At 40.2% G+C, this 13,743-nt stretch carries 14 protein-coding genes; 5 read left to right on the top strand and 9 right to left on the bottom strand.

The genetic code is table 11. The annotated features are described in order from the left end of the window. Window positions 1–21 precede the first annotated feature (21 nt). The 3 genes from ACY3ZI_RS10505 to bioD all read left to right on the top strand — a co-directional run bounded on the left by ACY3ZI_RS10505 (window position 22) and on the right by bioD (window position 3,094). Entirely contained in the window at window positions 22–927 is a 906-nt protein-coding gene (locus ACY3ZI_RS10505; protein ID WP_036947913.1) for a LysR family transcriptional regulator, read from the top strand. A gap of 136 nt (window positions 928–1,063) precedes the next feature. Then, a complete protein-coding gene (locus tag ACY3ZI_RS10500) occupies window positions 1,064–2,275 on the top strand; it encodes an ROK family protein (protein WP_487375131.1) in 1,212 nt (403 codons plus the stop codon). A 141-nt stretch (window positions 2,276–2,416) separates the two neighbouring features. Next, window positions 2,417–3,094 (top strand): dethiobiotin synthase, encoded by a 678-nt coding sequence (bioD, locus tag ACY3ZI_RS10495; protein WP_036947919.1) that lies wholly within the window; start codon window positions 2,417–2,419, stop codon window positions 3,092–3,094. An 82-nt stretch (window positions 3,095–3,176) separates the two neighbouring features. Here bioD and ACY3ZI_RS10490 read toward each other — a convergent pair whose 3' ends face one another. The 3 genes from ACY3ZI_RS10490 to ACY3ZI_RS10480 all read right to left on the bottom strand — a co-directional run bounded on the left by ACY3ZI_RS10490 (window position 3,177) and on the right by ACY3ZI_RS10480 (window position 6,134). Further along, complete coding sequence (locus ACY3ZI_RS10490) at window positions 3,177–3,548, bottom strand: DUF1283 family protein (RefSeq protein ID WP_006659792.1); 372 nt, start codon at window positions 3,546–3,548, stop codon at window positions 3,177–3,179. Window positions 3,549–3,638: 90 nt separating this feature from the next. Continuing rightward, a complete protein-coding gene (ydfG, locus tag ACY3ZI_RS10485; RefSeq protein WP_108478107.1) occupies window positions 3,639–4,385 on the bottom strand; it encodes a bifunctional NADP-dependent 3-hydroxy acid dehydrogenase/3-hydroxypropionate dehydrogenase YdfG in 747 nt (248 codons plus the stop codon). Between the two features lie 120 nt (window positions 4,386–4,505). Further along, window positions 4,506–6,134 carry a DUF4139 domain-containing protein gene (locus ACY3ZI_RS10480; protein WP_487375130.1) on the bottom strand — a complete coding sequence of 543 codons (1,629 nt, stop codon included), beginning with the start codon at window positions 6,132–6,134 and terminating at the stop codon, window positions 4,506–4,508. 203 nt (window positions 6,135–6,337) lie between these two features. On the opposite strand from ACY3ZI_RS10480, the gene ACY3ZI_RS10475 reads away from it, so the two are divergent. Then, window positions 6,338–6,958, top strand: a complete 621-nt coding sequence (locus tag ACY3ZI_RS10475; RefSeq protein ID WP_211885642.1) for a LysE family translocator — start codon at window positions 6,338–6,340, stop codon at window positions 6,956–6,958. A 72-nt stretch (window positions 6,959–7,030) separates the two neighbouring features. Here ACY3ZI_RS10475 and ACY3ZI_RS10470 read toward each other — a convergent pair whose 3' ends face one another. Together ACY3ZI_RS10470 and bla are read right to left on the bottom strand one after the other, a co-directional pair. Then, window positions 7,031–8,152: a ribosomal protein uL16 3-hydroxylase gene (locus ACY3ZI_RS10470; protein ID WP_211885641.1), complete on the bottom strand. Its 1,122-nt coding sequence runs from the start codon at window positions 8,150–8,152 to the stop codon at window positions 7,031–7,033. A 344-nt stretch (window positions 8,153–8,496) separates the two neighbouring features. After that, window positions 8,497–9,354 (bottom strand): class A beta-lactamase, encoded by an 858-nt coding sequence (gene bla, locus ACY3ZI_RS10465; protein WP_211885640.1) that lies wholly within the window; start codon window positions 9,352–9,354, stop codon window positions 8,497–8,499. 299 nt (window positions 9,355–9,653) lie between these two features. Between bla and ACY3ZI_RS10460 the strand changes: the two genes are divergently transcribed. Beyond that, window positions 9,654–10,370 carry a sulfite exporter TauE/SafE family protein gene (locus ACY3ZI_RS10460; RefSeq protein WP_487375129.1) on the top strand — a complete coding sequence of 239 codons (717 nt, stop codon included), beginning with the start codon at window positions 9,654–9,656 and terminating at the stop codon, window positions 10,368–10,370. Here ACY3ZI_RS10460 and ACY3ZI_RS10455 read toward each other — a convergent pair. From ACY3ZI_RS10455 to ACY3ZI_RS10440, 4 genes are all read right to left on the bottom strand, one after another. Continuing rightward, on the bottom strand, window positions 10,359–11,240 hold the full coding sequence (locus ACY3ZI_RS10455) for a LysR substrate-binding domain-containing protein (protein WP_487375128.1): 882 nt from the start codon (window positions 11,238–11,240) through the stop codon (window positions 10,359–10,361). The genes ACY3ZI_RS10460 and ACY3ZI_RS10455 overlap by 12 nt on opposite strands. A 48-nt stretch (window positions 11,241–11,288) precedes the next feature. After that, entirely contained in the window at window positions 11,289–12,602 is a 1,314-nt protein-coding gene (yjjJ, locus tag ACY3ZI_RS10450) for a type II toxin-antitoxin system HipA family toxin YjjJ (protein ID WP_487375127.1), read from the bottom strand. 74 nt (window positions 12,603–12,676) lie between these two features. Then, a complete protein-coding gene (locus ACY3ZI_RS10445) occupies window positions 12,677–13,138 on the bottom strand; it encodes a 2-thiouracil desulfurase family protein (RefSeq protein WP_487375126.1) in 462 nt (153 codons plus the stop codon). Window positions 13,139–13,171: 33 nt separating this feature from the next. Continuing rightward, window positions 13,172–13,717: an AAA family ATPase gene (locus tag ACY3ZI_RS10440; RefSeq protein WP_211885636.1), complete on the bottom strand. Its 546-nt coding sequence runs from the start codon at window positions 13,715–13,717 to the stop codon at window positions 13,172–13,174. Between the last annotated feature and the right edge of the window lie 26 nt (window positions 13,718–13,743).

The raw sequence follows: 13,743 nt of genomic DNA, 5'->3' as shown, positions 1-13,743 counted from the left end.
TACATTTAAAATATCAATCAAATGAACATAGAATTACGCCACCTACGTTATTTTATTGCGGTTGCCGAAGAGCTACATTTTGGACGGGCAGCTGAACGCTTGCACATGTCTCAGCCACCACTAAGCCAACAAATACAGGCGCTTGAAGAAATGGTGAATGCCAAATTATTAGAGCGCAATAACCGCAATGTCGCCTTAACCCCAGCTGGCGCCATGTTTCTCAAAGAAGCCTACCAAATTTTAGGGCAGGTCGATGCCGCAGCGACCAAAGCGGCTCGGATGGAAAAAGGGGAACTGGGCGAACTGTCTATTGGTTTTACGTCAACAACGCCATTCATGCACAAAGTCACCATGAGCCTACGCCAATACCGAGAAGCATATCCTGATGTTTCTATTCATATGCATCAAATGAATACGAAGCAGCAAATCCCGCCTTTAGTGACCGGGCGCATAGACATAGGCATCATGCGAAATACAATATTGCCTGAGCAATTGGACTATCAATTATTGTTTAGAGAGCCTTTCATGGTTGCGGTTTATGAAGGGCATCCTTTACTGGCTTTTGAAGAAAGTGGTGTCGACATTAAGCAACTAGCCGCTTATCCGTTAGTTTTCTTTGAGCGGGAAGTAGGGACGGCACTGTATGATGAGATTAACCAATTATTAGCTTCCGAAGGAGTGGTTCCTACAATTTCCCAAGAAGCAGGGGAAGCCATGACTATTCTAGGATTAGTTTCTGCGGGAATGGGAATTTCCATCATTACTGAATCCTTTACACGAATGAAGATTGACGGTGTGAGGTATCTAAAACTCGCGAATATTCAAGCTACTTCAGAAGTCTGGTTGGTCTACAATACTCGACGAACGCCACCTGCTGCGGCTAAAAAACTAACAGAGTTACTGCTGCACAATATTGTGGGTATATAAGTATTGTGAGCATATAAGGCGTAAGATTTGAAATGATTAACGAGATTTGCATCACGTTTTATATGTAAATGTAGCCGAGTTTTCATTTATATCAGGCATAATCAATCATAATTTATAACGATTTCTGAGTGTTAAGATGATAAACCAAACGGGGAATACCGACCAAATAAAGCAATTAAATACAGGGCTTGTGTACCGAATTATTGCACAGCATGGTCCTATTTCCCGTATTGCGTTATCAAAACAGTCTCAATTGGCTCCGGCGAGCATCACCAAAATTACCCGTGAATTGATGGATGCTCACTTGATACAAGAACGTGAATTTCCTGTATTAGGGTTAAGAGGGCGCCCAGCCGTTGGGTTAGTCATTGAAAGTGAAGGTTGGCAATTTTTAGCCATTCGAATTGAACAGCAACACGCCATTATTTCGTTAAAAGAAATTAATGCTAAAACCCTCACGGAGCAATGCTATCCTTTTGATGTAAAAGGTAATCAACAATTTAGTGATCGGTTATCGGAACTGATTAGTCTATTTTTCGAAGAAAACGCATCTCATTTAGAAAGAGTCACGGCGATCAGCATCTTATTAGATGGTCTCTTAGACTCTTATTCTGGAGTTATCTATGGGCTGCCTGACTACCATGTTCACCAACTGGCTATCGGCGAAATGCTGACCGAAAAAACAGGGCTGCCCGTCTATCTTCATCCGCCAGTTAATGCTCTGGCTATCGGTGACCACCTCAAGCATTCAGAATCTCGAGCACAAAAAAATATTATTTATCTACAAATTCAAGAAGTGGTTAATATCGCGGTACTGAACCACGGTTATTCGCTGGATTCAATAACACGTCAGCCTATATTATTTGCACATACTCCAACTGATTCAGAAAGACCACAATCTTGCTATTGTGGCGGAAAGGGCTGTTTAGAAACCCAAATATCCATTCCTGCCATTGTTCAGCAAGCAAGGGATTTACTTGCAGATTATCCTGCATCTATTTTGCATAAAGAGAGTATCGATATTAATGCAATTAGTCGAGGTGCAATAGAAAATGATCCATTATGTATTTTATTACTCGATATAGTAGCCAAACAACTCGCTTATCCATTAGCAATGATGATTAATTTATTTGGAACCGAATTGATTTTAATTAATTCGCCTTTAACTGATGAGCAAAATTACTGGCTTACTCGCCTACAATATTTTATCTCATTATATGGGAATCCACTTTACAATAATAAATTAATGTTTGAGAAATCAACAATTTCAATTAAAGAAAGTGAAACGGCATTAATTCAAAATGCACTTTATGATGGCTCACTGTTGTTGCAATTACTGCAAGGCTAATACAATTTGATAAACTTCTCATTATCTTACACAAAATTGAGCTAACGCAAACTTATCATTTCCCCATTCCCATAAACTGAATTCATATCATTTTTATAGCATTTTGCTGACTTTAGTCTGTCACTTCAGGATAGAACAACCATGAACAATCTATTTATTACCGGGACAGATACAGATGTCGGGAAGACGGTATCGACACTAGCAATATTACAAGCACTTAATAATCAAGGTATTAAAGCAGTAGGGTACAAACCTATTGCAGATCAATGTATCGATACACCTGAAGGGAAGCGCAATAAGGATGCACTTCTTATTCATCGTGTTTCGCAAGATCTAGTCTCGTATGATGAAGTTAACCCTGTCAGACTTGGTGATAATTACAGCCATGAAAACAGTATTGATTTTAATAAAATCAATAAAGGGTTAGATCACCTTCACGAGCAAAGTGACATAGTGGTTATCGAAGGTAATGGTGGGTGGCGTTATCTTCTCGATGATAATACTTTTTATGCTGATTGGTTGAAAAAACAATCTGTTGGCGTGATCTTAGTCGTCGGCATTCAGCATGGGTGTGTCAATCATGCATTATTGACAGCTGAAGCTATTCGAGCGGATGGTTTACCGTTAGTCGGTTGGTTAGCCAATAGAATCAACCCAGGCTTGGCACATTACGCTCAAATTATCCAGCGTATGCAACAACATATTAATGCGCCATTATTGGGTGAAATTCCTTATTTATTGCGTCCTGAAGAAAAAGAGTTGGGACATTATTTAGATGGTGAAAAACTGCAAGAGTTTGTTTCGGTTCCTGCATTTTAATCTTTATAGAGATTTTAATTTATTATCTAAGCAAAAGGGCGCAAATAGCGCCCTTTGTTTTATCGATATTATCTATTTTCAACTATGGATTGATAATTGGACGACCTGAGTTAACATCAAGACAACGTTGAGTATTTGGCTCCCAATACGCATTAAGATTCAAACTTTTCTCACATTTATCTTTAGCATCAAATGCGGCGTCAATCTTATCAAACTCTTTTTCGGTGCGACGGTTAACTTTAGAACGCAGCATTTTAGTCTCATCCCACTGTTCTTTATCTTGTCGCGCCTGTTCCTTATTCAACGGGTCATTACTACCATTACCGACAGAAACACAAGTGCTACCCGCAGCGCATGATGTATTAGCTGCTTGCGCCGCATTAACCCACATCAAAGGGAGGCAGAAGCAGATTGCAGCCAGACCATTTTTGATAAATTTTTGTGACGTGCTCATGTAATTTCCTTTCGTTTCAATACTCGCTCTATAACCAGAGTATAGCTAATAAACAATAATGCCGTCTTTATAGAATAGTACGAAAATTTATTATTGTTTATGTACGGTTAAGCCAGCAAATGTTTGGCACACCGGCATTAATTCCAGTGTATTAACGTTCATATGAGCCGGAAGTGTTGCCACCCAGTAAACAGTTTCCGCAATATCTTCAGCGGTAAGGGCATCCGCGCCTTTATAGGTGTTCGTGACTTTTTCATCATCACCTTTAAAGCGGACATTTGAAAACTCAGTTCCACCGACTAACCCTGGTTCAATATCGGTCACACGGATTTTTTTGCCCACTAAATCTGCACGTAATCCTAAGGAAAATTGTTTTACAAATGCCTTGGTTGCACCGTAAACGTTGCCACCTTTATATGGCCAAGATGCCGCAGTAGAGCCAATATTAATAATATGCCCGTGATTTTTTTCCACCATACCTTGCAGCACTTCATAAGTCATATTGACTAAGCCTTTGGTATTTGTGTTGATCATGGTTTCCCAGTCATCCGGATTAGCATTAAATGCAGGCTCTAATCCTAATGCAAGTCCCGCATTATTCACTAAAAGGTCGATGTTTTTTAAGTGGGAGGGCAAATTGGCTACAGCGTGTTGAATAGCTTTTCGATCTTGTACATCCAGAGTTAATGGATAAAATTTGTCACCCAATTCTTGGTGTAATGCATTTAATCTTTCAGTTCTGCGTCCTGTCCCAATCACAGTAAAGTTATGCTGAATAAATTTGCGAGCAATAGCTTCACCAAATCCTGATGTTGCGCCGGTTACTAGAATAATCATTAGGTACCTCAGGTTGTTATCGTTGTTTGTTTTGAATCATTCTAACCTTATTATTAAGGGGCTTCCAAGCCTCTTATTTAGTTCTTTTACACCGGTAAAATAATTAACTTATTTAGTGAGTTATAATCCATTAATCTGCTTATTTTTAGGGTATTTCAGCGTATAACTTAGTGGTAACTCGACGGTTTCTTGAGGTTTAAGCGTTAAATCCCATTCAATTTTATTCTCTGTTTCATCCAATTTTCCGCCTTTATATTCAGGGTTGAGCACTTTAATATCAGTATCTCTACTCGTCGGAAGTTGGTCATAGACTGACAGCTTAATATCATTTTTCCGCGTATTACGTACTTTAATCAAGAAGCTTTCTTTTTGCTCAACCGAGGAGCCCATAAAGGTCGGTTTTTTACGCATACCTGCATTATTCACACGAGAAATTTGAATGTTATCATCCACCCCGAATGGAATATCGAGAGTCTCAGTTAATTGCCCTGAATTCACATAAAAATCACCCACATAGCTGTTCATAAAGTAAATATTTGCAGGACCATTCAGTAAGTTCAGTGTATCCCAGTCATCAATTTGTGCTTGCAAATAGACTTCTTCAGCCATTTTTGGCGTTGATGTATAACGATATTTAGCATCAACATCCGCTTGCTTAATGGTAATGGATTTTGCTTTAGGGGTAGAGGCTAAGCTAAAAGGCAAGTCGATGTTATAACTGAGATTCACGCCATTGGTGTTGGTCGACACATAGTTTGCCATTCCAGGGCTGCGTTTTTTTACTGCTGAGAGTTCCGCTACTGGCGCAGGTGCTGCTACCTCCATATCCATGGTTGCGGACATTTTTCCGCTCATATAGCCTTGATTATATTGGTCATAAACAGACAATAACCATGGCGTTAACAATGGCGGGGTGATATTGCGTGTTGGGTTGGCAGAGGAAAGGGTGAGTTTAATTTTGTCCCAGTCCATGCCGGTATTTTGAATAACATCAGCTTTGTAGGTAATACTGACTGGTTTATCTATATCTTTAGCGCGAATATCATAACTTGGAGACCAACCGGCATCGGGAGTGACATACGAGATTTGCATATTAGTACTCAAATTTTTGGGAGCATCAACCGTCAACACAATTTGCGTCTGTTCACCAATATTATCGGGAAGAATGCCTTCATATTTTGCCTGCAATAATGTTTGTTTCTCTGTCAATTCATCAATCTGCTGCTGATACGCTAAGTTTTCACTCAATATCGCAGACATTTGCTTGCGAATAAATTCCAATTTGGATGCGGACTGCTCAAGGGATAATGTCGTCGTTTCACCAAAAAAGCGCTGGTCTTTCAGTAAAGCAAGTTGGTCATCACCCACTTTTATTTTGATATTAAGTTCTGAAATTTGCTTAGTTATCGCGTCTATTTGCGTTTTTAAATTTGCCACTTCCCCCGTGTAAACCGGCTCTACAGCCACGGTTTGCACGTCAATTGAACGAATCAAAACATCTTCATTATCTAAGCTAATAGAAAGGCTTTTTTGATCAAGATGGTCAGCAACGTTGGTAAAAACCAGTTTACTTTCGCCTTGCGGTAAATTAACAGTGGCGCTATTTGTTAACTCGACACCACGTAAAAAAATCGTGGCTTGATTGAGCTTAAGAGGGTGCAAAAGCGGCGCTGATTCAGCAAATGCTTGCCATGACGCTAACGCCGATACAAATAAAATTCCTTTGGTGAATTTGCGAGTGACAAACATATTGATACTCCATTAGCTGGATAAATTAGTTTTGTTGGTAGTTTTTAATCATATTGGAATTTAATCCGTTGAGATAACAGAATAAGCTTAAATTAGGGTGACTCCGTAGGCCGCACTCTCATTTATTTTTGGGGATTATGGTCACTATGATTGTTGCAACCATGTGAATATTTCAGTAGTCTTAGCTCTTTCGGAGATAGCACATGTCCGTTACAGATTCTCTACTTGCTTACACTCTCGCAGCAACACTTCTCACCTTAACGCCAGGTCTTGATACCGCACTCATTCTCCGTACTGCGGCCGTTGAAGGTGGACGAAAAGCCTTTCATGCAGCATTGGGCATTGATATTGGCTGTTTTATTTGGGGCGCGTTAGTGGCCTTTGGTTTAGGGGCTTTATTAGCGGTTTCTGAATTTGCTTATACAATGCTGAAATGGTGCGGGGCTGCCTATCTTTTCTGGTTAGGCATTCAATTGTTACTACGACCACGACAACAATTTAGCTTAAGTAAGGAAGAAGGGAGTCCTTCAAGCAATTGGTTCCTAAGAGGAATGTTGGGTAATGTGCTTAACCCCAAAATGGGCATCTTCTATGTTTCATTTTTACCGCAATTTATCCCAACCGGGCATTCACCCATAGGCTGGACATTTCTTCTGGTTACGATCCACGTAGTGATTGGCACGCTGTGGTCATTAACACTCATTGCTGCTACTCGATATGCTTCTGGAATTTTGAAAAAGCCAATCGTAGTTAAATGGATGGATCGCATGACCGGATTGTTATTCTTATTGTTTGCAGCAAAATTAGCGATAAGTCGAAGATAGTTTGAGGCGTAAGGAGAATGTTGAGATAAAACACCCATCACCAGGTGTTTTATCTTATTAGGCTAAAGTAACTTACTCTTCGAAATACCAATATCCCTGATTGATAAATTCGGTCAACTCAGCGACAAAAATTGGGTTCTCCAATGCTTCACCGAGTTCATTTATTCCGATTTCCGTAAGCTGGCATAATGTATCGGCCCCCTTTATTTCTGTGGTATTCCAACCATCTGAATTAACAAAGAAATGATCGCCGATGCGCATAACACGCAGTCCGCTCAGTCGTATCAATTTTTCACCGGCATTCAAGGCACTCAGTACTTCTTCCGGCTGATATGGCGGTTCCGCAGGAGCAATATCCAGCTCATGGCGAGGGGTGGTTGCAAAACGACCTAACCACTGCTCAAAATCACCGGGCTTGTTGACCATTTCAATCATCATAGCGCGTAAGCGTTCCACCTCATGAGGTTCCATGGTTCCCGCATTTTTACTGACTTTCAGGTCAGGATCTCCATAATTTATTCCGCCCAAATCCTGTTCCAGTGCATAGTCAGCAAAACTGCTCAGCAAGTCGCGTCCGGTCGGACCACGGAAGCCGACAGAATAGTTCATGGTATCTTCGAAGGTGAAACCATCGTGAGGGAATCCCGGCGGAATATACAGAATATCGCCCGGCGCCATTTCTACATCAATAATCGGTTCAAATGGATCAACATGTAATAATGCCGGATGTGCGCAAAACTGACGCATGGGAAGGGCGTCACCGACTCGCCAGCGGCGGCGTCCCATTCCTTGGATGATAAAAACATCATAGTTATCAATATGTGGCCCAACACCACCACCAGGCACCGAATAGGAGATCATCAAGTCATCAAGACGCCATTCGGGTAGCACGCGGAACGGTTTCACCAATTCAGCGGCAGGCATATGCCAATGGTTGACGGCTTGTACTAGCAGTGACCATCCTTTTTCGCCTAATTCGCTGTAGTCTTCAAACGGACCGTGGCTCGCTTCCCATTTGTTATCAATGAAGCTGACTAGACGACTGTCAACTTCCGGTTCCATCGCCAAGCCAGCCAGTTCATCTGGAGTGATAGGGTCTACAAAATCAGGAAAGGCATTTTTCAATACAACGGGTTTTTTCTGCCAGTATTTTTCTAAAAATTCAGGCCAGTTAAGATTCAGTTTGTTAGCCATGTGACCACATTTATATGAGTAAATAAGCCAGTCATTATAGAAGTAATATGCCGTTATATTTTTGTTTGGCGTCAAGTGCAGGTCGATAATTTTTTTGGGGTTCTAACAACACTGAAAAGCTTAATTGGTCATAGAAAAGGTAGTTTCAGCGATAAACAAACCGACACGATTAACCAGCCAGAATGCTGGATTTCTTTATTTCATACTTAAGTTCGCATAATGCATATTATGTTAAATAGGATATATGGACAGATAATAGCCTTATACCTATCTCTCTACTGCTTACTACTACTTATCGGGGTTCTTCCATTGAACCCCAACCTACAACAAGTAATTCCAATATTCTAGTGACTAAGGTATTCGTCAAATATATGTGAACCTAAAATACGAATCACTTCTGAGCGTTCATCCAAAGAAGTATCCGCTTTTCTTACATAGATGCTGATGAAAACAGGATCATGATTATTTGACCAGACCATCGATGTTATCCCTCTGACACCATAGTCACTTGCACCTGATCTATCAGCGATTTTCCATCCTTTAGGAAGCGAAGCTCTAAGCATATTATCAGCGACTTTATTATTGACCATCCATTCTTTCAATTGTTCTTTTGATGAATTACTGAGAACTTCGCCAGTCAAAATTTTCTTGATACTCTTGCTCATTGCATCAGGAGTTGTTGTGTCTCGCAAATCACCCTCAGGATTGACTGTCAATTCTGGCTCATATCTGTCAGAACGAGTAACCGTATCTCCGATAGCCCGCATAAATGCCGTCAGAGCTTCTGGTCCCCCACCCGAAAAAATAGCAAAATTAGCGGCAGTATTATCACTGTATTCATTGGCCGCTTTGCAAGCTTGTTCAAGCGTAAATGGCTTATTCATATAATCTTTAGCAACGGGTGAATATGTCACAATATTTTTTTCAGTCACTATCATCGAATGATTTAATGAAAGTTTCTTTGCATCAACCTTTGCCAGAACATTGGCGCAAGCAATTGATTTAATTGTACTATCTAAAGGAAAACGTTGATTTCCATTTATAGAAATCGTTTTATCATCTGAAAATATAATTGACAAACCAACCTTCCAACCCTCTTTTTCGTATTGCTTAACTTGATCCTGTAAAGTCAAAGCAAATGCAGAGGATACAAGAGGCATGCTTAAAATTAATGCGGCAAATGTTTTAAATCGTAAAGTCATAGTAAACCTTTGATGGCCAATATTTATATAATGAGTTTATTTCAGCATAAGTTGAAATTTAATTTATGTAGGGTCTTATTTTTACTCATGATTATATTTTCTTTTGTATTGTTCACAAATGATGATAATTTTTAGTAGCCTATAGAAAAACTTATGGCTTGATTCCATAATAGTTGTAACTTGCTGAAAACCCCTACTCTGTATTTTCCGAAGCCCCCTTAAAAATAATCCATATAGGCTGTTTTTATTTAATTGATTACCCTTTAAGCAATACTTATCAATTCAAAGGTAAATCCAATATGGCGTTAATTTTATTGATCTTCTTTTTAGCTGGATTTGTTAAAGGAGTCATTGGGCTAGGCTTGCCAACATTATCTATGGGTTTGTTAACAACGGTCATGGAGCCTGCTGTTGCAGCAAGCATTCTAATTATTCCATCTTTCGTCACCAATATATGGCAACTTATGATCGGTGGTAAGTTTTTAAACTTAATTCGACGATTTTACTTATTTATTATCGCTATTTTTATTGGCACTGTTTATAGCCCATTACCAAAATTGAGCTCAGCAGCAGAATGGGTATTTCCTGCATTAGGTCTGATATTAATCATCTATGGATTAGTGGCCATGTTCCTCCCGAAATCGTCAACATCGGGTAAAAATGAGCAGTGGTTATCCCCACTAATTGGTTATATCACTGGTATTATTACCGCAGCCACGGGGGTTTTTGTGATCCCTGCTGTTCCTTATTTACAATCGCTAAATCTTAATAAAAATGAATTAATACAAACATTAGGACTCGCGTTTACCGCGTCAACAATTGCGTTGGCCATATTATTAATCAGGGAGAATAATAGTGAGATTATAGATTATTACACATCGTCAATTGCACTTATTCCGGCGATTATTGGCATGTATGTAGGGCAATATTGTAGAAATTTGATCAGTGAAAAAATATTCAGGCGTTGTTTCTTCTTAGGATTGATCGCTTTAGGTATTTACATGTTATTCAAGTAAGAACTTAACAAACTCATCCATATAACTCGGTAATTCATCAAACCTTCGGGCGCAAATGTACAATTTGCGCTTTGCCCATTCATCAGATAAAGGGATGATATTTCCTGGATATATTCCGATAAACCGTGATATGACTTGTCTCGGTAAAATGGCATAGCCAAGCCCTTCACTCACCAATTGCATCACCGCGTCCATCGTTGCTAAACGCATTCGGTAATTAAGTGAGATTCCTCCACTCAGTGCATGATGATCAATATAATCTTGCAATGCATTACCTTGAGAAAGTCCAATAAAATCATGGTTTCCAATTTGATTTAATGAAGAGATGCCGTGATCATTCAAATCATTGGATGGTGGTGCGAAAATAACTAAATGGTCATCACATAAAAATTTAAATTCTAAGTCATATAATGACGATGGATTTGCAACAATGCCTAAGTTTGCCATTTGATTATTAAGGCTGTTGATGATTTTCTCACTCGACATTTCACGGATCCCAACGCTAATGTTCGGGTGTTTTTGTAGATAGTCCGCTAATTTTTGGGGAAGAAAACCAGCTTGTGCCGAAGAGTTGCATAATAGGTCAATATACCCTCGTAGTCCTTGGCTATATTGACGCAATTCACTGCGCATATGGTCGATTTGCAAGAGCACTTGATTCGCGTGATTTAATAATGCTAGCCCTGCATTTGTCAGCTTTATTCCCGACGAAGAGCGCGTCAATAATAAAACACCAAGTTCACTTTCCATACCTCGAATACGTTCACTGGCTGATTGCAAACTTAAATTAGATAAATTGGCACCCGCAGTAATACTCCCAGCTTTGTGAGTATTTACAAATAAACGCAAATCAACCATATCAAAACGCATAGTCGCTCCAAAAATGTTTATGACCCATGCTTAGACTAAGTTTTAGCATTAAAACTCATCAGCAAGGCGCGATATCCGGGAACGTGCCTCATCGATGTGACCGCGTAACGTTTGTAAACATAAAGCAAAGTTTTCAGAAAAACAGTGGCAATCATTGGCTAAAGTAAAAAACGTCTCAGCTAACGCCAACGCTTCCCGCCAAGTTTCTCCACGGATCCCTTCAAGTAATGTTACTGGTCTAAGAGTATTAACGATTTCACCACCCGACTTAGGCGCAAACCCCATCGGTAAGATATCGTAAGCTGGTGCAAGATGGTATGGGCGGCCATGACTACTAATAAACGATAAATTACCATGATGCATATCGGTATTGCCGATGAGCATACCAAATGCCCAAAGCCGTGCTGTACTGGTGATAGCATCGGGATGTACATGTTTTTGCTTAACTAATTCATTGACCAATACAGGCCAAGGCTCCCTTGCCCGTCCTACAAATTCTGCATCCAGAGCTTGTAAAGAAAAAAGCCCTCGACGGCCGAGTAAACCAACGCGATCGAATCGAGGAATTTCAAGGAAACGTTGTCCTTCAAAATCAAATACCTCTGTTTCAACTCCAAGTACCTTTAAAGCAAGGTGCTCTGCTTGTAACAAATCACGCCAACGTTCACTGATTGGGTTATTATCTTGCGCCGTAAATTTTACGATGACATGACCCCGTTCAGTGTAGGTACAAAACTTAGGTTGCTCACCGCCTGCGGATGATCCTGGAACCTCTCCCGAGCTAACCGCTCGCGCTAATGTTGGATACACAGTGGCTCGATCAACGGGTGTTGGTGCCTGCATTTCCAGAAATTGGTTTCTTGCCTGCTCCCCAATTAATAAGTTTCCTACTGCATCATGCCCATGAGCGAGCAAGGCTCTTATAATATCGGAGTCTGACCAGCGATCTGGATTTGGTGATATTCCAAGTTGCGTTGAATAGGCGGATGCATAAGCTCGACCAAGGTATCCTTGTGGGCGCATATCAAATAGCCACCATGGTAAACCATCACTATGAAGGCATACTCCGTCAACTTGCTCCATAACAAACCCATCGGGATAAACCGGAATCAACTGACCTAGAGATCGTAATGTACCCTCTTCTGTGATGCGATAAATAGGAGCAGAATTAAACCCTCGAAACGTATCACGCAATGCATATTGAATAGAGGATGCAGCACCAATCCGGACAATATCGTCACCTAACGCTTTTAGCGCCCGAGACAACGTTGGCTGACTAATGTTCATAATATCAGTTAGTTGCCTTGCTGCTGTTGGCCCATTACGGAGCAATTGACGTATCATCTCAGATCGATTGGTCATGGTATTAGCCGCTTAGTGAATAAATGAATGAATAGATGCATGAATAGATAATTTAGCAGCTATTTCTAGTATTGTCATCTTTCAGAGCTATCTAACCACTGCACTAACTCATCGATCTCGGAGTGAGAAAATACAGAGACCCCTGACTGAGATAATAACGTAGTTGCAACCCCCATTCCTTGAATGGTTTTTCCACTGAATGTGCCATCATAAATCTGATTTACACCACAAGTAGGGCTGCCATCTGTTAATAATGCAGCAACACATCCTTCTTCTTCAGCTCTCCGTAAAGCGAGCCATGCCGCCAATTGATATTGTTGCGTGACATCATTTCCAGTCTTTTCGACCATTTTGGCCTTTCCTTGCATAACCTCATAGCCTGTGGCTGAAATAATCTCTACGGGCAAACGCGGTGTTGGAAGCCCTGCGGCTAGTTCAGGACAAAAAATGACTAACCGTTGATCTTCATGCATACGGGCTAAAACTGTTTGTAAATTTGCCTTTGCCGTTCCATTGTAACGAACGTTATGTCCCATTAAACAAGCGCTAACAAGAATTTTTTATTCATCTCATTGATTCACATAAGAAAGAATAAAATTAACTCGGTCCTTAACGGGTAAACAAGGGATCTCGATTAATTCATAGTTATATTTTTTATATGTCGTCACCATCGCATGGTAGGTCATCACTGCTTCATCAAATGTTTGTTTTCTTTCCGTATCTTGCACATATATTTCTTGCCATGGCGGTGTGATAAATACGTTTTTATTATACTGAAACGTATTTATTGCTCGTTCTATATGCTTGGGAATTGGAATTGAACATAAATTCAAATAGCCCTCAATATCAGGCAGCCCCCGGTCAAAAAAACAGATTTCATTATGATGATCAGCCAAATGCCATGATCGCAATTCCCAGCAAAGCATCATTTCAGCAAATGCTTGTCTATCAAGCCATGGCAATGCGTTACCACCAATACAGACTTGATCTTGAATAATGGCTCTACCCGATTCCGGTAAACAAGAGTATTTTTTTGCTATTAAATTTTCAATAATTGCACTTTTACCTGCACCGGGGCCACCAGTAATAATAATCTTTAGTCCAGCATTAATCATATATTTCCTTCATCTTTACTATTTCC

The organism is Providencia sp. LY12 (assembly GCF_057621555.1).
Note: the sequence above shows the minus strand (reverse complement) of the source record. Positions and strands in the feature narration are given on the sequence as shown.